The sequence below is a fragment of the Oleiharenicola lentus genome (assembly GCF_051660365.1).
Taxonomy (GTDB): domain Bacteria; phylum Verrucomicrobiota; class Verrucomicrobiia; order Opitutales; family Opitutaceae; genus Lacunisphaera; species Lacunisphaera lenta_A.
The window spans coordinates 2,299,143-2,316,933 of the sequence record NZ_JBOZXB010000001.1 but is presented as its reverse complement, the minus strand read 5'-3'; the positions used below and the strand labels follow the sequence as shown (position 1 = coordinate 2,316,933).

At 58.1% G+C, this 17,791-nt stretch carries 19 protein-coding genes; 10 read left to right on the top strand and 9 right to left on the bottom strand.

Annotation, left to right across the window (positions count from 1 at the left end; all coding sequences use genetic code 11):
* Positions 1 to 4: 4 nt before the first annotated feature.
* Genes ACRRQW_RS08725 through ACRRQW_RS08710 form a run of 4 tightly spaced genes read left to right on the top strand, consistent with a single transcriptional unit; the run spans position 5 to position 2,969 of the window.
* The gene (locus ACRRQW_RS08725; RefSeq protein WP_438480901.1) at positions 5 to 403 is read left to right on the top strand and encodes a DUF1475 family protein; all 399 of its coding nucleotides are present in this window, start codon (positions 5 to 7) and stop codon (positions 401 to 403) included.
* Positions 404 to 409: 6 nt separating this feature from the next.
* On the top strand, positions 410 to 1,201 hold the full coding sequence (locus ACRRQW_RS08720; protein WP_438480899.1) for a DUF1295 domain-containing protein: 792 nt from the start codon (positions 410 to 412) through the stop codon (positions 1,199 to 1,201).
* The gene (locus ACRRQW_RS08715) at positions 1,198 to 2,217 is read left to right on the top strand and encodes an SAM-dependent methyltransferase (protein ID WP_438480898.1); all 1,020 of its coding nucleotides are present in this window, start codon (positions 1,198 to 1,200) and stop codon (positions 2,215 to 2,217) included. The genes ACRRQW_RS08720 and ACRRQW_RS08715 overlap by 4 nt, the downstream gene beginning before the upstream one ends.
* Positions 2,214 to 2,969 carry a hypothetical protein gene (locus tag ACRRQW_RS08710; protein WP_438480897.1) on the top strand — a complete coding sequence of 252 codons (756 nt, stop codon included), beginning with the start codon at positions 2,214 to 2,216 and terminating at the stop codon, positions 2,967 to 2,969. The genes ACRRQW_RS08715 and ACRRQW_RS08710 overlap by 4 nt, the downstream gene beginning before the upstream one ends.
* On the opposite strand, the gene ACRRQW_RS08705 is transcribed toward ACRRQW_RS08710, so the two are convergent.
* The 3 genes from ACRRQW_RS08705 to ACRRQW_RS08695 all read right to left on the bottom strand — a co-directional run bounded on the left by ACRRQW_RS08705 (position 2,961) and on the right by ACRRQW_RS08695 (position 5,427).
* Positions 2,961 to 3,848 (bottom strand): EamA/RhaT family transporter, encoded by an 888-nt coding sequence (locus ACRRQW_RS08705; RefSeq protein WP_438480896.1) that lies wholly within the window; start codon positions 3,846 to 3,848, stop codon positions 2,961 to 2,963. The two genes, ACRRQW_RS08710 and ACRRQW_RS08705, sit on opposite strands and share 9 nt — an antisense overlap.
* Positions 3,849 to 3,909: 61 nt before the next feature.
* Positions 3,910 to 4,443: a TlpA family protein disulfide reductase gene (locus ACRRQW_RS08700; RefSeq protein WP_438480895.1), complete on the bottom strand. Its 534-nt coding sequence runs from the start codon at positions 4,441 to 4,443 to the stop codon at positions 3,910 to 3,912.
* Positions 4,444 to 4,536: 93 nt separating this feature from the next.
* On the bottom strand, positions 4,537 to 5,427 hold the full coding sequence (locus ACRRQW_RS08695) for a LysR family transcriptional regulator (RefSeq protein ID WP_438480894.1): 891 nt from the start codon (positions 5,425 to 5,427) through the stop codon (positions 4,537 to 4,539).
* A 70-nt stretch (positions 5,428 to 5,497) separates the two neighbouring features.
* On the opposite strand from ACRRQW_RS08695, the gene ACRRQW_RS08690 reads away from it, so the two are divergent.
* The 4 genes from ACRRQW_RS08690 (at position 5,498) to ACRRQW_RS08675 (ending at position 9,001) form a co-directional block, all read left to right on the top strand.
* A complete protein-coding gene (locus tag ACRRQW_RS08690) occupies positions 5,498 to 6,190 on the top strand; it encodes a YggS family pyridoxal phosphate-dependent enzyme (protein WP_438480892.1) in 693 nt (230 codons plus the stop codon).
* A 70-nt stretch (positions 6,191 to 6,260) separates the two neighbouring features.
* Positions 6,261 to 7,130 (top strand): transglutaminase-like domain-containing protein, encoded by an 870-nt coding sequence (locus tag ACRRQW_RS08685; protein WP_438480890.1) that lies wholly within the window; start codon positions 6,261 to 6,263, stop codon positions 7,128 to 7,130.
* A gap of 50 nt (positions 7,131 to 7,180) precedes the next feature.
* Positions 7,181 to 8,089, top strand: coding sequence for a shikimate dehydrogenase family protein (locus ACRRQW_RS08680; protein WP_438480889.1), 909 nt, complete (start codon positions 7,181 to 7,183; stop codon positions 8,087 to 8,089).
* A 3-nt stretch (positions 8,090 to 8,092) separates the two neighbouring features.
* Positions 8,093 to 9,001: a prepilin peptidase gene (locus ACRRQW_RS08675; RefSeq protein ID WP_438480888.1), complete on the top strand. Its 909-nt coding sequence runs from the start codon at positions 8,093 to 8,095 to the stop codon at positions 8,999 to 9,001.
* On the opposite strand, the gene ACRRQW_RS08670 is transcribed toward ACRRQW_RS08675, so the two are convergent.
* Both ACRRQW_RS08670 and ygfZ read right to left on the bottom strand, forming a co-directional pair.
* Positions 8,998 to 9,192: a hypothetical protein gene (locus tag ACRRQW_RS08670; protein WP_438480887.1), complete on the bottom strand. Its 195-nt coding sequence runs from the start codon at positions 9,190 to 9,192 to the stop codon at positions 8,998 to 9,000. The two genes, ACRRQW_RS08675 and ACRRQW_RS08670, sit on opposite strands and share 4 nt — an antisense overlap.
* A 31-nt stretch (positions 9,193 to 9,223) precedes the next feature.
* Positions 9,224 to 10,129 (bottom strand): CAF17-like 4Fe-4S cluster assembly/insertion protein YgfZ, encoded by a 906-nt coding sequence (gene ygfZ / locus ACRRQW_RS08665; RefSeq protein WP_438480886.1) that lies wholly within the window; start codon positions 10,127 to 10,129, stop codon positions 9,224 to 9,226.
* A 277-nt stretch (positions 10,130 to 10,406) separates the two neighbouring features.
* Here ygfZ and ACRRQW_RS08660 point away from each other — a divergent pair, with 277 nt between their 5' ends.
* Both ACRRQW_RS08660 and ACRRQW_RS08655 read left to right on the top strand, forming a co-directional pair.
* Positions 10,407 to 11,462: a 3-deoxy-7-phosphoheptulonate synthase gene (locus ACRRQW_RS08660; RefSeq protein WP_438480885.1), complete on the top strand. Its 1,056-nt coding sequence runs from the start codon at positions 10,407 to 10,409 to the stop codon at positions 11,460 to 11,462.
* A 143-nt stretch (positions 11,463 to 11,605) separates the two neighbouring features.
* Entirely contained in the window at positions 11,606 to 12,586 is a 981-nt protein-coding gene (locus ACRRQW_RS08655) for a malate dehydrogenase (protein ID WP_438480884.1), read from the top strand.
* 131 nt (positions 12,587 to 12,717) lie between these two features.
* Here the strand turns inward: ACRRQW_RS08655 and pdxY are convergent, their stop codons facing one another.
* The 4 genes from pdxY to ACRRQW_RS08635 all read right to left on the bottom strand — a co-directional run bounded on the left by pdxY (position 12,718) and on the right by ACRRQW_RS08635 (position 17,774).
* Complete coding sequence (gene pdxY, locus ACRRQW_RS08650; RefSeq protein ID WP_438480883.1) at positions 12,718 to 13,566, bottom strand: pyridoxal kinase PdxY; 849 nt, start codon at positions 13,564 to 13,566, stop codon at positions 12,718 to 12,720.
* A gap of 12 nt (positions 13,567 to 13,578) precedes the next feature.
* Entirely contained in the window at positions 13,579 to 14,286 is a 708-nt protein-coding gene (locus ACRRQW_RS08645) for a hypothetical protein (RefSeq protein WP_438480882.1), read from the bottom strand.
* 128 nt (positions 14,287 to 14,414) lie between these two features.
* Positions 14,415 to 14,696: a hypothetical protein gene (locus tag ACRRQW_RS08640; protein WP_438480881.1), complete on the bottom strand. Its 282-nt coding sequence runs from the start codon at positions 14,694 to 14,696 to the stop codon at positions 14,415 to 14,417.
* 87 nt (positions 14,697 to 14,783) lie between these two features.
* Positions 14,784 to 17,774 (bottom strand): TonB-dependent receptor domain-containing protein, encoded by a 2,991-nt coding sequence (locus ACRRQW_RS08635; protein ID WP_438480880.1) that lies wholly within the window; start codon positions 17,772 to 17,774, stop codon positions 14,784 to 14,786.
* Between the last annotated feature and the right edge of the window lie 17 nt (positions 17,775 to 17,791).

Genomic DNA, 17,791 nt, shown 5'->3' with positions numbered 1-17,791 from the left:
CGCCGTGATCTGGTTTCTCCGCATACTTTTTATCAGCGTCCTCGGCTCGATGCTTTGGGTGACAAGTTGGGCCAGCTTGCAGGTATCGCTTTTCGAAATCCCTCGTGAAGTCGGCGCCCACCCGTGGTTCATCGCGACGCTGTTCGACGCCTATTGGGGATTTATCACGTTCTACGTCTGGCTCGCCTACAAGGAGCCTTCGTGGCCAGCGCGAATGCTTTGGTTTCTTGCCGTGGTGTTGCTGGGTAACATCGCGATGGCAATTTACCTGCTAATCCAACTCTTCCGCGTCAGCCCAGACGCAAAACTCGAAACCGTTGTGCTCCGAAGCGAACGGCAAGTTTCCGCATGGGTGCCTGCCGTTATGATCATCACGCTCGGCGTGATCGCTTTCGTCGCCTGATTTTCGATGAGCGGCTTCTTCATTATTTTAACCGCGCTCGTCGGACTCTGCGTGGCCTTCGCCGGCGTGTATTTCATTTCGCGGAAAATCGACAACTACGGATTCGTCGACGTCGCTTGGTCTTACGCGTTTGCGGCACTCGCATTTTTTTACGCGCTAGTTGGCCCGGGCTGGCCCGTGCGGCGCGCGCTGATCAGCTCGATGGCGATTCTCTGGAGCTTGCGACTTGGCACGCATCTCTGTCGCCGTGTGGTGAGCCACCATCCGGAGGAAGACGGTCGTTACGCCCAGCTTCGCAAAGACTGGAAAGGCAATTTTGCCCCGAAGATGTTTGGTTTCTTTCAACTTCAAGCGGCTTCAGTCGTGTTGCTGGGCCTTGCCTTTTTCATCGCTTGCCTGAATCCCGAACCGCAACTGCATCTACTCGAAATTGCCGGCGCGATCCTTTGGCTTCTTTCCGTGGCCGGTGAAGCCACCGCTGACGCGCAACTTGCCGCCTTCAAACACAACAAAGCCAATAAAGGCCGCGTCTGCGATGTCGGTCTCTGGCATTTCAGCCGACACCCCAACTATTTTTTCGAGTGGATGACGTGGGTGGCCTACGCGATCTTTGCCGGGGCGTCGCCGTGGGGTTGGTTGGGAATTATCGGCCCGGCAGTCATCCTTTTCCTCTTGTTGCGCGTAACAGGTATACCGCTCACGGAAGAACAATCGGTCCGTTCAAAAGGTGAGGCGTATCGCCGCTATCAGAAAACCACGAACGCCTTCATCCCGTGGTTTCCTAAAAAATCCTCATGATTGATTCGTTGCTCGAAAAAAATCTTTTGCCCGACTGGGTAATCCGTCTCGGCATTCGCCGTTTGCTTCGCCAGCGACTTCGTGAGGAAGCTACAGCCGATCTCGAAGCGAAGTTACAGAAGTTTGCAGCGGATCTCCGCACTCAGCCGATCGCCATCAACACGACTGAATCGAAAGAACAGCACTACGAAGTGCCGACGTTGTTCTACCAGAAATCGCTCGGCCCGCACTTGAAGTATTCCAGCGGATTCTACGAACACGGCACCGAGACCCTCGCGCATGCCGAAGAAGCGATGCTCGCGCTCACGTGCCACCGGGCACGCCTCGCGGATGGATTGAACATTCTCGAGCTCGGCTGTGGCTGGGGCTCACTGACGCTTTGGATGGCCGAGCACTACCCCCGCGCGCACATCACCGGTGTCTCTCACTCGCGCACGCAACGCGAACACATCATGAGCGAGGCGAAGCGCCGCGGCCTCTACAATGTCTCAATCGTCACCTGCGACATGAACGATTTCGACATCGCCGCGCACCAGTTCGACCGCGTGGTGTCGGTGGAAATGTTTGAACACATGAAAAACTGGCCGCGCTTGATGGCCAACGTCGCGCGCTGGCTGAAAACGGGCGGCATGTTTTTCGCCCATGTGTTTGTGCACAGTAAATACGCGTATCATTTCGTCGTGCGCGATGAGACCGACTGGATGAGTAAATACTTTTTCACCGGCGGCATGATGCCTTCGCACGATCTTTTTTCCCGTTTTCAAGATGACCTGAAGCTCGTGGAGAGGTGGATCGTGAACGGAAAGCACTACGGCCAAACCTCCGAGCACTGGCTCCAACACATGGACGCAAACCGCGCAGCCATCATGCCGCTTTTCGAGCAAACCTACGGCCAGGCGCAAGCGACCAAATGGTGGGCCTACTGGCGTGTGTTTTATCTTTCCTGCGCAGAGCTGTGGAATTTCCGTGACGGCAGAGAGTGGCACGTCAGCCACTATTTATTTCTGAAACCGTGAAGCGCTTTTTGCTTTCGTGCGTAGTATTGATCAGCGCGGCCACGGCCCTGCGTGCGGTCGAAGTCGACGCACTGATCAAGGAAGCCCAAGTCGCCGAAACAAAACTGGATTCACGCCGTGCGCTTGAACTCCTGCAACAAGCCGACGCGGCGCAGCCAAACAACGCGCTTATTCTTCAAAAGATCGCGAAGCAATATTCCGACCTCGTTCTTGAACAAAAAACCGTCGCCGAGAAAAAACGTTACGCGCAAACCGCGCTTGAATACTCGCAGCGTGCCGTCGAACTCGATCCTCGCGACCCCGTAAGCGTGCTCTCACTCGCGGTGTGTCACGGCAAACTGGCCGTCTACAGCGACACCCAGACCAAGATTAAATATTCACGTCTCGTCAAAGAAGAGGCCGAGCGCGCCATCGCCTTGAAACCGGACTACGCCTGGGCGCATCACCTCCTCGGGCGCTGGCATTATGAAGTCGCTACCCTGGGCGGAGGAACCCGTTTTGCCGTGAAACTTTTTTACGGCGGCTTGCCCGATGCATCTGTCGCCACCGCCATCGCAGAGTTGAAACACGCGACCGAGCTTGAGCCCACCGAGCTCAATCACTGGCTCGAACTCGGCTTCGCTTACAAAGCCGCCGGTGATCTCAGCGCTGCCCGCGAAAACTGGAACCGCGGATTATCCATGTCCTCGCGTGGCAAACACGACGAGTCCGCCAAGATCCGCGCTCGCGAAGCACTCGGCCTTTTAAAGTAAGACGAGCAAAATCGCCGCCAGCATCAGCGTGGCTCCGACCATTCGCAGCTTCAGCAGGGTTCCCGAGAGTTTTCCCTCTTCATTGCCGAACCAGTGGCCGACCATCCAAACCAGCACCACGCTGAGCAGCCCGCGTAAGCTGTAGAGGATATTTACCGCCGTCGCACTGCCGACCAACACGATCGCGAGCACGATGCCGGCGTTAGTCAGCGCAAGCAGCAGCGCTGCCGGGCCGATCAACCGCCACGCATCTTTGCTAAGCGCCCGGAGCGAACCACTGAAGAACGGCATGAACGCAAACGACATCACGGCCACCAGTAAAAACATCGGTGGGAAATAATTTCCCACGCCCCACGCCGGCACCCACTTTTGTAGAAGCACGTCACTCACACTGAACGCGACGGCACTGAGGAACGCCAGTAGCACAGTTTGTCCGGTATTCTTTCGTTTAGCCGCATCTCCGCCGACATGCATCAAAGCGATCGCCAGCGTGCTGAGTGCCGCACCGATCCACCACAACAGCGGAACCTCGCCCGCCCGCAGCAGGTTGCTCATGAGCGCAACGAGGATCACTTTCGTGCCGAGCACCGGCGTCGTCACCGAAACATCGCCGCGGCTCAAAGCCAGAAACGTGAAAATTTGTCCGCCGAGAAACAGCACTGCCGTCACCGCCGGCTGCCAGTAGTCCGCCAGCGCGTGAAACTTGCCGCCCATGCCGAACCAAAGCGGCACAAACACCAGCGCGAGCGCCCAGTTCGAAACAAAATTAGTGCGCCACACCCCGGCACCCAGCACCGACGCCCGCTTCACCAGCAACGCGCCGATCACGTAGGTGAGCGCGCAGGCGAGTGGGATGAAAAAGCCGAAGTTGAACTGCATGGGCGAAAATAAAAAAGCCGGACAAACGTGTCCGGCTTCAAATCAATTCGCGCTGTATCGCTTATTTCAGAAAGCCTTTGAGCAAATTCTCGTAATCTTCGTGCGCCATCGAACCAACTTTCTTGTGCACGAATTTGCCTTCGCGGCTGATGATGAATGTGGTCGGAATACCTTCCACACCACCGAAGGCCGACACCACATTTTCATCGGCCATGACGACCGTGTAGTTCATGCCTTGTTTCTCGGTAAATTTCTTCACCTCGCTCGCATCTTTGCGATCAACCGAGATTCCGATAATCGCCAAATCGGAGCCGTATTTTTTTTGCAGCTCGATGTAGCCGGGAATTTCTTTGATGCACGGCGTGCACCAGGTGGCCCAAAAATCCACCACGACCACCTTGCCGGCAAACTGGCTTGAGCTGACTTCGCGCCCGTCAAGATCCAGTAGTTTCCAAGATGGAGCCGGCTGGCCGATCAACAGTGCGTCCACTGGCGAAGGGACCTGCGCTTGCAGTTTTCCATTTTGAAAAAGCACCGGGCCAAGCGCCAACGCAGCGGTGGCGGCCAGTAGAGTAATCAGGCGAGCGCGTGTCATGTTTATGGGAGACATGAAACCTAAGCTTGTTCCCGGAAAAGCAAATCGAGGGTTTCTGACGCGCGTGTTCGCCCCAGCGACCTGAAAAGTTTTTTATTCGAGCGATGGCTCGGCGTTAAGCGTGTCGATGAATTTCTTCATCGCGGGAGTGAGCACGCGGCCCTTGCGGTGCAAAATCGCAAGTGGACGGGTAAACTCTTTCCCTTTGAACAAGATCGTCACGAGCGTGCCCTGACGAACTTCCTGCACAACGGTTGCCTGCGGAACGATCGCGATGCCGTGATCGATTTCGACGGCCCGTTTCACGGTTTCGATGTTGTCGAACTCCATCACCGGCGTGATCTCGAGTTTGTTGTCGCGGAAAATCTGGTCGACGGCCTTGCGCGTCGGGATGTCGGGGTCGAAACCGATGAATTTATGTGCCGCGAGCGACTTGATGTCGACGTCGCCACCTTTCGCCAACGGATGATTCGGGTGCGCGATGACCACGAGGCGGTCGTTGCGAAATGGAATCATGTCGATCTGCCGGATTTTCTGCGGAAATGCGACGAGGCCAAAATCGACTGAATTATGAAGGATGTCTTCGTAAACGAGATTCGAGCGGCGGTATTCCACGCGCACGTTCACCGAAGGATAGTCGTGCAGGAATTTTTTGATGTAAGGCGGCAGTTCGTGCAGGCCGATCGAGTAAATCGTCGAGATGCGAATCGTGCCGCTGATCACTTTCTTCATTTCCTGCAGCTCGCTCTCGAGTTTTTCGTAGACGTGCAGGATTTCCTTGGCCGATTCGTAGATGCGTTGTCCTTCGCGCGTGAGATTGAACTGCTTTTGACTCCGATCAATCATCAGCGTCTTGAAGTTGCGCTCCATCGACCGAGCCTGCTGGCTCACCGCAGATTGCGTGATGCCATTCAACTTCGCCGCCTTGGAAAAGCTTTTCGTTTCAACTAAATCAGCGAAAATCTTGAAGTTCTCGATTTGCATACGTCGTCTGAGTTAGTGCTCAGCATAAACACAACTTATTAACTGACCACCCTAAAAGCTGCATTCATAGATGTTTATCGAATACGATCTTTTCCGCCAAAGAGCCGACGCGCTTTTGCTTCGAATAGCTGACACGTGCCGCGCTGCCGGGCGTTCGCCGCAGGAAGTGACGCTTCTGCCCGTCACAAAGACTCATCCTGCTGCTGCTGCGGACTATGCACTTCGCTACGGTTTTTCCGCAGTGGGTGAAAACCGCGTTCAGGAAGCCATCGAAAAACGGGCCCAAGCGCCTGGCGCGCTGCGTTGGGAACTGATTGGTCATCTCCAATCCAACAAAGCCAAGCTCGCCGCCGTCCACTTCGAGCGCGTGCAAAGTGTCGACAGCGAAAAGCTAATTAACGCGCTCGATCGCGCCGCGGGTGAACAGGGCAAGAAGCTCGCCGTTCTTTTGCAGATCAATGCCGGCAACGATCCTGCTAAATTCGGCGCCGAACCCGCCGACGCGGCCAAGCTCGTGGAGTGCGTGCTGGCCAAACCAAATCTTCAAGTCGACGGCCTGATGACGATCGCGCCGCTCTCGGATGATCCCGAAGTCGCCCGAAAAACCTTTGCCAACCTGCGCACCATTCGCGACGAGCTCGCCGCGCGTTTCGGCGTGTCGCTCCGCGAACTTTCGATGGGCATGAGTGGCGACCTCGAAGCTGCCATTCAGGAAGGCAGCACGATGGTGCGCGTCGGCACCGGTCTCTACGGGCCGCGTTGAAATCGATGTGCGTTTTCAGGGCAGTTTTCCGCATTGCACTGCGAGCAGATGCGCCTTGTTTGGAAACCAAGTGAAAACCCGGGCCTTCACAGTTTCGCAGCGCGCTGCGTTTGAGCAGTTGCTCGACGACCCTTCGCCAAAAGTCCGACAGGCGCTCATCGCCGAATTTACGCGTTCCAGTTTGGAAAGCGTGGATTTCCTTCGCGAGCTTTCTGCGAAACAAGACCACCCGCTCGCGCCCCACGCCGCCCACTACCTGCGCGATTTAAGTTTTGCCGACCCGGTCAGTGAATTTCGCGATTTTATCCGTTCGTTGAATTACGAATTGGAAACCGGCGCGATTTTGCTGAGTCGCACGGTGAATCCCAATCTCGACGTGGGCGCATGCTGCACGCAACTGGACGCGCTCGCTGCGCGTTGCCGTGAGCTCATCGCCGAACCCGCTTCTGCGCGCGAAAAATGCCGCGTGATCAACCGCGTGCTGTTTCACGAACACGGTTTGCGCGGCAACACCGAGCACTACGCGGATCCGCTCAACAGCTACATCGACCAAGTCCTGAAGCGCCGCAAAGGCATTCCGATTTCACTTTCGATCATCTACATTCTCGTCGCAGAACGCATCGGCTTGCAGCTCGAAGCGATCGCGTTGCCTGGGCATTTCATGGTCGGCTGCTTCGAAGAAAGCGTGCCGTTTTTCATCGATACCTTTAATGCCGGGGTCTTTCTCACGGCGGAAGAAACTTTCGACTTCGTGAAACAAGTCAGCGGCTCCGCTTCGATTACCGACCTTGCTCCGACCGCCGTGCGTGAAGTCCTCACGCGCTGCTGCCGCAACCTCGCGAATCACTACTCCGCCGCCCGTCAGTCCGACCAGGCCGCGCTGTTCGCCGGATTTGTCGCCGAGTTCGACGCGACTTACGAGCGCCACGCCGAGCCTTAAAATCGGGCTCGTTCTCGCCGTATTCTCCGGCTTTGCTCTCGCGCCTATTCATGAGCGCTGAGCCCGTCCACACCCTCGCCGACCTCGAAAACTGGTCTTTCGCCGGCACCGCGCTCACGGTCATCGGCCGGCCCGTCGCGCACTCGCTCAGCCCGGTGATTCACAACGCCGCGCTCGCCGTCATGGCGGAAACTGCGCCGGAATTCAGCATGTGGAGATATTTCAAATTCGATATCGCACCCGAAGAGTTGCCGCGCGCGCTAAAACTTTTCCATCAGAAGAATTTCCGCGGCCTCAATCTCACGGTTCCGCACAAAGCGCTCGCGATCGAACACCTCGCCAGCAGCGATGCTTTTGTCAAAGCCGCCGGTGCCGCCAACACGCTGACGCACACCGCAACCGGCTGGAGCGGAGCCAACACGGACAACTACGGTCTTTCCGCGGCACTGCGCCAGGATCTCGGCCTCGAGCTGAAAGGCGCGGATGTGATTTTGCTCGGTGCCGGCGGTGCAGCCCGCGCTGCGGCCATCGAGTGTCTGCGTCAGCACTGCAACTCGCTCTGGATCGGCAATCGCACGCAACCCACGTTGAGCGCACTGGTCGAAAATTTAAAATCACTCGCCGGCGACATCCCCGTTCATGGATTCGACCTCACCAGCCCGCCAACGGATTTGCCCGCCAACGCGCTCGTGTTGAATGCCACGTCAGTTGGTTTGAAACCTGACGACCGCGCACCGATCGATTTGCAAAAAATCGCCCGCCCGGTCGCCGTCTACGACATGATTTACCGTCCACCCCAAACCGCATTGCTGCGCCAAGCCGCCGCGCTGGGCCTGCCGACCGCGAATGGCCTTTCGATGCTCGTGCATCAAGGCGCCCGTTCACTGGAAATCTGGTCTGGCGCCAACGTGCCCGTCGACGTGATGCAAGCCGCCGCGCTCAACGCGGCAAAACCTTAAGCCATGACTTGGTTCGACGAAGTTTCGATCGCGTTGCCGTGGTTTTTTCCAATGACCGCCGCCCTTTTCGGCGCACTCATCGGCAGCTTTCTGAATGTGTGCATCTACCGCATTCCTAAAAATGAATCGGTCGTGTTCCCGGGCTCGCACTGCGGCTGCGGCAAACCGATCGCGTGGTATGACAATATCCCGATTTTCAGTTGGATGATTTTGGGCGGACGCGCCCGCTGCTGCGGACGCAAATTTAGTTTTCGTTATCCGGCCATCGAGTTCCTGACCGCCGCACTTTTCCTCGCGTGCTGGCTTTCATTTCCACCCGGTAAGGCGATTGCGGGCGCCGTGCTGTGCTCGATCGTGATCTGCGCATTTTTCATCGATCACGACCACATGATCATTCCGGACGCGTTTACGATCGGCGGGGCTGCGACGGGAGTGCTGCTCTCGATCCTCTTACCCGCGCTGCATGATCAAACGCACGAGCTCTACATGGTCGCCAGCGCACGCGCGGGGCGCGAAGCAGTGTTGGGAATGTTTGTGGGCTCAGCGCTCGTGCTGTGGATCGCGCTTTTTGCGGAAGTATTGCTCAAGAAAGAAGCGATGGGCTTCGGCGACGTAAAATTTCTCGGCGCATTGGGCGCATTCGTCGGCTGGAAAGGTGCCGTCTTCGCCGTGTTCGGTGGCGCGATGCTGGGCTGCGTGTGGCTGATCGTCGCGTTGCTCTTTCAAAAAATCTCCGGCCGCTCTTCGCAAGCCGGCTTGCGTGCCGAAACGCCCGATGGCCAACCCGCCGAACTTGGCCTCGGCGTGCACGTGCCCTTTGGTCCGATGCTCGGCGTGGCGTCGCTGCTTTATTTCTTTGGACTCAATCGCTGGATCGACGGCTACTTCGGGAGCTTGGAAATTCTGTTCTAACGCGATTCCGATTTCGGCGTTTTGTCTGATTGGAATTCCGGTGGCACGTCGCCGTTGCGGCCTTGCACGACCAGGCGCAGCAAATACGCCATGACTTCTTCGCGCGATTGACCGCGCTCAGCCGAAAGCTGGTCAGTGCGCTTGATCAATTGCCGCGCCATCGCTTCGGCCTGCGGTAACGGCGCGCCCATGCGGCGACACAGCGCGGTTAATTGCGTCAGCTCATCCACGAGCGATCACCTCCACGCTCGGCTCGCCTCCCGGCGACAGGCTGAGCCCCACCCCAGGTTTCAATCTTACCAACGACAACATCGCCATGGCGACGAATCCTCCAGCGCTTTTGGCACTCGTGCGCACTTCGCCAACTTTTTCAGCGCCCTGATACAACGGCGTCGATGATGCCGGCGGTTCACCCGCGCCGCGCACGCTATGCAGTTTCCGCCTCACCTGCCCGAGGTTTTTGAGGCGCGCCATCACTTCCTGCCCGAGGTAACAGCCTTTCGTGTAAGAAATCGCGATGCCTTCCAACTCGCCTTCGTTGGGTAAATCGGTGGGCCCGATATCGCCGGGAATTGCGGGGATGCCATCAACGATCCGCCCAGCATTGAGCTCATCCGCCCCGATTGCTGAAAAGTTCATCGCACTCAGTTGCCGCGAATAATCCGCCAAAGCGCTCACCGGCCCGACCAATTCATAATTTTCGCCAGAAATCTGTCGGCCAGAAAACACGATCACCTCCCCCACGCGCGCGAATTGCCCAGCCGCCGGCGCCGCGTGCCCGATTATCCGGGCCAAGACCTCCCCGCTCCCCGTCCCGAGCAAAGCCAGACCCGCGACCTCCGCCGTGTCGTCGGTGATCTGCACATCGTCCGCAATGATGTATGCCTCCAGTCGCTCGCGAATGACACCCGCCGAACAGCCAACGCTCGTCACCCGAAATTCATAGGGGGCGAGTCTCATCACGAAGCTATCCGCGAGCACTTTCCCCTTCTGGTTAAGCCAGAGGCCATACACGCAACTGCCTTCGGGCTGCTGGAGTTGATTCGTGAACTGCCCTTGAAGAAACGTGAACGCATCGTCCCCCGTGACCTGTAAATGGGCATTCAGACCGTAAGAATGGAATCGCACTTGTTGCAAAATCAGGATTTTTTGTATTTTAATATCATCCAAATCAACGAATTAGCACAGGATTTAATTTTCTTATAATCTTACTATTGACGAACGGGACTCCTGTGCTACGGTATCGACATTCAACACTTCTCCTCGCTTAGCGAGGAGTTTTGGGGTAACTAAGAAAGCAATGGCCGGTCGCTTAGGGGTAGGCGACCGGCCTTTTCTTTGCCCAAATTCGTAGAACACAGCAAGGTCTTGATACAAGACCGCAGAACAGCCCAACTGAGCGTTCATGCAGAAAACGTCCGACATCAATGTCGTTGAAACCCGCGCCTTGCCCTCCCCTGGAGCGATGCTGGCCGAAATTCCGAAATCCGAAGCCCAAGCCGACTTCGTTTCTCGCACTCGCCGAGAGATCCACCGGCTCATCTTCACCGACGACAAACGTTTCCTCCTGATCATTGGGCCCTGCTCGATCCACGACGCGGAAGCCGGCTTGGATTACGCGAGACGCCTCGCCGCTCTCGCCCACGAAGTCAGCGACCGAGTCATGATTGTCATGCGCGTTTACTTTGAAAAACCGCGCACGACCGTCGGCTGGAAAGGCCTCATCATGGATCCGCACCTCGACGGTTCGCACGACATCGCGACCGGCTTGCGCACCGCCCGCAAATTCCTCCGCGACGTTCTCGATCTCGGCCTGCCCACCGCCACGGAGTTGCTAGATCCGATTACTCCCCAATACATCGCCGACCTCATTTGCTGGTCGGCGATCGGCGCACGCACGACCGAATCCCAAACGCACCGCCAAATGGCTTCAGGCCTTTCGATGCCGCTCGGTTTTAAAAACGGCACCGACGGTTCAATCGGCGCCGCGACCAATGCAATCAAAGCCGCCGCCCAGCCGCAGACCTTCCTCGGCATCAATCTCGACGGCTCCGCCTCCGCCATCGTCACGCGTGGCAATCCCGATTGCCATATCGTCCTTCGTGGTGGTGCGGCCGGCCCGAATTACTCGCCCACGCACATCGCCCAGACTGAACAATTGCTGGCCAAAGCCGGCCTGCCCAAATCCATCCTCGTCGATTGCTCGCACGACAACTCCGCCAAGAAGCCCGAGCTTCAGCCTGAGGTCATGCGCGCACTGCTTGCACAAATTGTCGCGGGCAACACCTCCATCATGGGCGCGATGGTCGAGAGCAACCTCTCCGCTGGCAACCAGCCTTTCCCGCAACCCAAGGAAAATCTCCGCCGCGGCGTCTCCATCACCGACGGCTGTATCGACTGGGACACGACCGAAAAACTCGTCCGCGAAATCCACGCGACGCTTGCGCCGCAGTTCGCTTAGTTCATGTGACTTCACTCGGCAATGGGAGCGCCTGCCTGCGCTGATTAATTTATTAGAAATTGCCGGCGCCTTCCCCTTATTCTGCTCCTTCCCCGCAAATTCTTCGTGTTCTTCGTGTCCTCCGTGGTTAAACCTCTCGCCTTATGAAAGCTCCCATCCGTGTCGCAGTCACCGGCGCCGCCGGCCAAATCGGTTACGCTCTCCTCTTCCGTATCGCGTCCGGCGCGATGTTCGGCCCCGACCAGCCCGTCATTCTCCAACTCATCGAAGCTCCCGTTGAGAAAGCCCTTAAAGCGCTCGAAGGCGTCGCGATGGAACTCGATGACTGCGCGTTCCCGCTGCTCAAAGGCATCGTGCAAACCTCCGATCCCGCAGTCGGTTTCAAAGACGCCAACTGGTGCTTGCTCGTCGGTGCGAAACCGCGCGGCCCCGGCATGGAGCGCGCCGATCTTCTCAAGGACAACGGCAAGATTTTCATCGGCCAAGGTCAGATCATCGACGCTGTCGCCGCCGCGGACGCGCGCATCGCGGTCGTCGGTAACCCCGCCAACACCAACTGCATGATCGCCGCTTCGCAGGCAAAACGCCTTCCGGCCGATCGCTTCACCGCGATGGTGCGTCTCGATCAAAATCGCGCGCAAACCCAGCTCGCCAAGAAAGCCGGCGTCGACCTGACCGACGTCAAAGACATCTTCATCTACGGCAACCACAGCCCGACGATGTTTCCCTCGTTCGCGCACGCCACCATCGGCGGCAAACCCGCGCAGTCCGTCATCAACGATGACGCCTGGCTCCAAGGCCCGTTCTGCGAAACCGTCGGCAAACGCGGCGCCGCCATCATCGCCGCGCGCGGTGCATCCTCGGCCGCTTCCGCCGCCAACGCCCTCGTCGATCATGTCCGCTCGCTCGTCACGCCAGGCGCCGTTCACTCGATCGCCGTGAAGAGCAACGGTCTTTACGGTTTCGACAAAGACGTCTGGGCCGGCGTGCCCGTGCGCACCACGACTCCGGGCAGCTACGAAGTTATCACGAGCTACGTCATGGACGACTTCGCCAAATCAAAGATCGCCGCCACGAACAAAGAGCTCGTCGAAGAACGCGCCGCGGTCGTCGACATGCTGTAAGCATCGTTCTCCTACTCATTCTCGTTCTCTCAACGGCGACCTACCACGGTCGCCGTTTTTGTTTGGCGCATGCGTAGATTGCGCGCTTGCGCGCAACGTGGCCCGCAAGCGAGCCACCTCCCCGGCACGTCTCAGATCTCTTCCACCGCAAATCGCGTCGTCGGCGCCACGAACTCATCCTGTGCCGCCACGGTCAAAATTTCGCGCGAGCCTGCGTCCGCCGTGCGCTTGAGCAAACCATACGTTGAAGCCGCCGCTTCACCGAGTGCCTGCGCCGCCGAGCGACTCTTGAGATAATGCACGAAAAAGAGCGCCGCGATCGCGTCGCCCGCGCCGTTCACGCTCACCGAAAGTTTCGGCGTGCGCACGCGCCAACAGCGCCCCGCCTCGCCCACCACCAGATCGATCGCCTCCGCCGGCGTCTCGCGCGTGTGAACCGACGTCACGAGCACCACTTTGGGACCGAGTTTCCGCACGTTGTTCACGGCAACTTTCACGCTCTCATTCGTGCTGGTCGTCAGGCCCGACAGGTAATCCAACTCGAATTGATTCGGCGTAATAATATCCGCCGCCGGCACCGCGTGCTCGCGCATGAACTCCGGAATGCCCGGTCGCACAAATACGCCGCGACCGACATCGCCGATCACCGGATCGCAGCAATACAATGCCGCCGGGTTCGCCGCGCGCACTTGTTTCACCGCGCCCAGGATTGCATTGCCGATATCCGCCGAGCCCATGTAGCCCGAGAGCACCCCGTTACACGCCGGCAACACCCCGCGCGCCGCGATCCCTTCCATGAGCTCTTCAATCGCCGGTCCGTCGAACACGCGGCCTTTCCACGCGCCGTAGCCGGTGTGATTCGAAAATTGCACGGTGTGAATCGGCCACACTTCCACGCCGAGCCGTTGCATGGGAAACACCGCCGACGCGTTGCCGACATGCCCGAACGCCACGTGAGATTGAATCGAAAGGATATTCATACGCTTAAAAAATCAGCCGATCATTCCGCTGAGAGTGCGATTCTTGCTCAAAGCAAACACTGCTTTCAACACCTCGAACGAGGCGATCAATTCCGCGGGCGAACCATTTCTAGGAAAACGCATCTCCAGCGTGGCACCGTCACAAATCACCTGCGCATCGACGCCCTCCACTTTGAGCACACAGTTCCGGCAATCCGACGGATACGACACCGTGAGTCCGTCCGCCGCCTGACCACCTTCGATGGCGTCGATTACCGCTTCCACGCGCACGCCTTTCACGAGCATAAACACGATCCCCGAAAACACGCCCGCGAACAGTTCGTTAAACTCCGGCAAATCCACCATCTCGCCGCTGCGCACGTTGTGTAGCGTGCGCGTGATCTCGTAACTTGCGGCATCGTCACTTTCGAGCGCGTAGGAAATTTCGAAAACAAAGTCCTTGGTCGTCAGCGTTGCCGCGGGCGTGGCGACATCCAGCGACGCATCGGTGCGCTTGTAAGCGAGCAGCGTCTTCGCGCGCTGATAGAATTTCTCGCCTTCCTCCGCGAGTTCACCCGCACACAGCTTCCCGAGAAACGCTGAAGTGGTCGCATTGACCGCATCGGGCACCGTGTGGTGCTGTTTCTTGAAGCCGTCCAAAGTCTTCACCGCTCCCTGGCTGCGGCCAACGAGACTGAGGTGGGAAATGTAGTTACGGGCCGCGCCCGCCGCTTTCGGCATTCGTCCATTGAGTCAGTCCCTTACCCGCGATGCAAGTAAGCGGACGCAGCTTCATGGACCAAAAATAAAGCGGCGATCCCGCCACAGGATCGCCGCTTTTGCACATTATGATTACACACTAACAATTCTTATGCCGACATCGGCGGAGGCGTTGCGGTCGGCTTGTCGTTCAGTTTCTTGAACAGGGCGATGGCCCCGAGGATCGCGAGAACCGGGATCCAGATCGGCGCGAGCGCCACGACCAAACCGATCGCAAGCGCCAGCAGGACAGTGATCAAAGAAAGACCGAGCGCTCCGAGCACTGCCGCCACGATGAGTCCGATAAAAGCGCCAACAGCGATGACCGGAATGAACTTAATGGCCAAGACCGCCAGCACGACGATGAGAGTGATTTTGAGGAACGTATTCATACTTCAAGAACCCAGTCGGTTTGCAGAAGTTGCAAAAAAACAGCCCGGTCTTTCGACCGGGCTGCGCAGACCTGACTGACCAAAGCGTTAGAATTTCTTCGAAAGATTCAGATACACGAAGCGCCCGATATTGTTATGCGTGCGCGTATCGTAGCTGTCGTTGAACCCACCCGCGGCAAACGGCGCGAGTTCATCGAAAACATTGTTGGCCCCCAGTGTCACCGTGAGACCAGAGAACAATCCCTCCGCGCCGCTGAATTCATAACTCAGTTGCGTGTCGAAGGTCTTCCACGCTTCGACCATCCGGAAGCCGCCCACCTTGAGTTGCGTGCTGTCCGCAAGAAACGCGGCAAACGCAGGATCCGACTTGGGTGTGCCGGCGTCGTAAAACGCCTTCATCTTCGGCGACATCACGAACAGCGGATCGTCCTGGAACGAACCGATGTAGTTGAACGTCGCGCGCGCACTGAAGCCGTGCCAGTTCCACTGCGTCGTGAAGTTGCCTTTCCATTTCGGAATGCTGCCCGGCGAAATCGGATCGCCGACCGTGCTCACCGATTTACCAAGATAACTTACCGCCGGCAAACCGGGGCCGGAGGTTTGGTCGAACTTCACGAACTGATTCGCGGCGGCGATCAACGTCACGCGGCCCACAGTGGCGGTGTTGAGCGTGTAGGTGGCGGTGTATTCCACACCCGAGACGTCACGCGTGGCGATGTTCAGGTAATCGGAGAGCACCGCACCGCGTTGCGCCACGCCGTGGGTGTCGGCAAAACTGCCGCTGCTGTTCAAACGGCCATCGGCGGAGCGACGAATCTGATTTGCGAACGGCGCGTTGGGATTGATGGTCGCCGCGTTACCCGGAATGAAGCCGGCGCCCTGGCCGGCCGCGTTCGCGGCGAGAATCGCGTTGGCGTTGTTCGCCACGACGCCATCGACCTTGATGTTATAGAAATCGACCGCGAGCGAGAGGTTCTTGGAAAGTCCCTTCGGTTGCGCAACAAGACCGACCGACCACGCTTTTGAAACAGCAGGTTTCAAATCCGGGTTGCCGCGAATCACGAGGGTGGTTTGCGCCGCCGTCGGGAAACCGAGTGGATCTGCCAACGTCGGGTTGCTCGCGCCAGCGCTGCCAAACACGAAGCCCGAAGACGGAGCCAAGAAGCCTTTGCTGTAGGTCGCGCGCAGTTTGTAATTTTTCGTCGGCGCATACTGGAGGTTCACACTCGGATTGGTCTTATCGTAGGTGCGTGAATCGTAGAGGTCGGTGTTTCCATTGAGCCCTTTCACCACCTGCTCTTCTTTGCGGGCAAGTGCGCCGATGCTGAGATCGTGCACAAACGGCACCTGGTTATTCTCCGAGAGCAGCGGAATTTTGATTTCTGCAAAGATGGCGCGATTGAGATCTTCGCCGTAACTGTCGGCCGCCGAGGGCAAGCCGAGCACCGAGCCCGACGAGTAGATGTCATCCACATCCGCATCGTTGTCGCTGTAGGTGTATTCCACGCCCGTCGCGAGGCCAACCTTGCCAGCGGGTAATTCAAACAACGAACCGGCTACGCGGCCGTTGTAAGAGAAACCACTGATTTCAGTCCTCTGCCGCGCGGTGACTTCCGCTGCTTTGAGCGCTTTCGCGTTATCCCAGTTGTAAGTAATCCCATTCACCACCGCACTGCCCACGGAGTGCGCGAGCGCGAATGGATTGAAGCGACCGGCCTTCACTTCCGCATCCAGCAACGGCAACGACGGCACGCCGGCGTCCAGATTATCGAAGATCTCCTTGTTCACCGTGTAAGACGCTTCCCAATTCCAGTTGCTGCCAATTTCGCCGCGCAGTCCCCCGACATATTTGAAGTCGTTATAGACCTGCTCGCTGGTGCGGTTACCGAGTTCGACCGAGCGATACTGAATCCAGTCAACGCCGTCGTCCCGAAAACGCGCAGCTCCGAGCAACTCGTTATAGGGACCCCATTGCGTGAGCGCTCCCGCCGCCGGTCCTTGGGTCGGATTCACGAGCAAACGGAACGGCGCCGGCGCGAGTCCGTTGCGTGTGGCCAGGTTTGCGTAGAGCACCGTGCCGAACACTTCGAGGGCCTTGCCGTTGATCTGGTGTTCGAAACTCAGGTAGAGCGAATTCCGTTTCTGGCCCGGCGCGGAGATCGAGTAGTCGCGAAAATTGAACAGTTGGTTCGAGCTAAAGGTGTTGGTATCGAGCGGCACATAGTCGCCCGCGCCAGTCGGCGTGGCGGTTCCGCTAAAGTTTGGCCGCAACACCGACAAGCCGAGCGCGGCGGAACTCGCCACGCCTGCAAACAACGAAGAACCCGTGTTCACGCCCCCGCGCGGGCGATTGTCCGCCAGCGCAGAGTTGGGCCGCTGGCCGGCGAGCAACGTGCGGTTTTTAAAATAGCTGCCGGAAATCACGATCGAGGTTTTATCCGTCGACGCACCGGTCACAAACGACGCCTGAAACGTTTCGCGCGCCCCGGGCGATCGCGTGGAAGCGCCGCCCATCACGGAGACTTCGAGACCGCTGTAGTTTTTCTTCAGGATGATGTTCACCGCCCCGCCGATGGCTGCCGAGCCGTAGATGATGCCGGCGCCGTCGCGCAGCACTTCGATGCGCTCGATCGCTTCGATCGGCATCAACTGGATGTTCGACCACGTATTATTGCCGGCGGGACGACCATCGATGAGCACGAGCGTCTGCGCCGCGCCTTGGCCACGCAGGCTGACATACGTCGAGCCGCTCGCGCCGTTGGAGTCATTTTCAGTCGCGCCAGGATTACCGATAAACGACGGCAAGCTGCGCAGCGCCTGAATCGGCGTCATCGCGCCCGTCGCACGAATGTCGGCCTCCGTAAAAATCGCGACGGGCGCGATCGGTTCAGCGGACGCTTGGGGAATGAACGATCCAGTCACGACATATTTGTCGAGCGTGACGGCTTGATCACTGGCGGGAGTCGGCGGCGTCTGGGCGGTAATCAGTCCGGGTGTCGCCAGCAATGCGGCGATGCGCAACCCGAGCAAACGCGTGCGCGAGCTTCGCGCCGAAGTGGTGAGATTTCTTTTCAACATAGTTCGATAGGTGTTTA

Bases quoted from the DNA above. Each gene is read 5' to 3' on its own strand.
- ACRRQW_RS08720 (WP_438480899.1), top strand. From the start codon at position 410: ATGAGCGGCTTCTTCATTATTTTAACCGCGCTCGTCGGACTCTGCGTG.
- ACRRQW_RS08715 (WP_438480898.1), top strand. From the start codon at position 1,198: ATGATTGATTCGTTGCTCGAAAAAAATCTTTTGCCCGACTGGGTAATC.
- ACRRQW_RS08705 (WP_438480896.1), bottom strand. From the start codon at position 3,848: ATGCAGTTCAACTTCGGCTTTTTCATCCCACTCGCCTGCGCGCTCACC.
- ACRRQW_RS08700 (WP_438480895.1), bottom strand. From the start codon at position 4,443: ATGACACGCGCTCGCCTGATTACTCTACTGGCCGCCACCGCTGCGTTG.
- ACRRQW_RS08695 (WP_438480894.1), bottom strand. From the start codon at position 5,427: ATGCAAATCGAGAACTTCAAGATTTTCGCTGATTTAGTTGAAACGAAA.
- ACRRQW_RS08690 (WP_438480892.1), top strand. From the start codon at position 5,498: ATGTTTATCGAATACGATCTTTTCCGCCAAAGAGCCGACGCGCTTTTG.
- ACRRQW_RS08680 (WP_438480889.1), top strand. From the start codon at position 7,181: ATGAGCGCTGAGCCCGTCCACACCCTCGCCGACCTCGAAAACTGGTCT.
- ACRRQW_RS08675 (WP_438480888.1), top strand. From the start codon at position 8,093: ATGACTTGGTTCGACGAAGTTTCGATCGCGTTGCCGTGGTTTTTTCCA.
- ACRRQW_RS08670 (WP_438480887.1), bottom strand. From the start codon at position 9,192: ATGGGCGCGCCGTTACCGCAGGCCGAAGCGATGGCGCGGCAATTGATC.
- ACRRQW_RS08660 (WP_438480885.1), top strand. From the start codon at position 10,407: ATGCAGAAAACGTCCGACATCAATGTCGTTGAAACCCGCGCCTTGCCC.
- ACRRQW_RS08655 (WP_438480884.1), top strand. From the start codon at position 11,606: ATGAAAGCTCCCATCCGTGTCGCAGTCACCGGCGCCGCCGGCCAAATC.
- pdxY (WP_438480883.1), bottom strand. From the start codon at position 13,566: ATGAATATCCTTTCGATTCAATCTCACGTGGCGTTCGGGCATGTCGGC.
- ACRRQW_RS08645 (WP_438480882.1), bottom strand. From the start codon at position 14,286: ATGCCGAAAGCGGCGGGCGCGGCCCGTAACTACATTTCCCACCTCAGT.
- ACRRQW_RS08640 (WP_438480881.1), bottom strand. From the start codon at position 14,696: ATGAATACGTTCCTCAAAATCACTCTCATCGTCGTGCTGGCGGTCTTG.
- ACRRQW_RS08635 (WP_438480880.1), bottom strand. From the start codon at position 17,774: ATGTTGAAAAGAAATCTCACCACTTCGGCGCGAAGCTCGCGCACGCGT.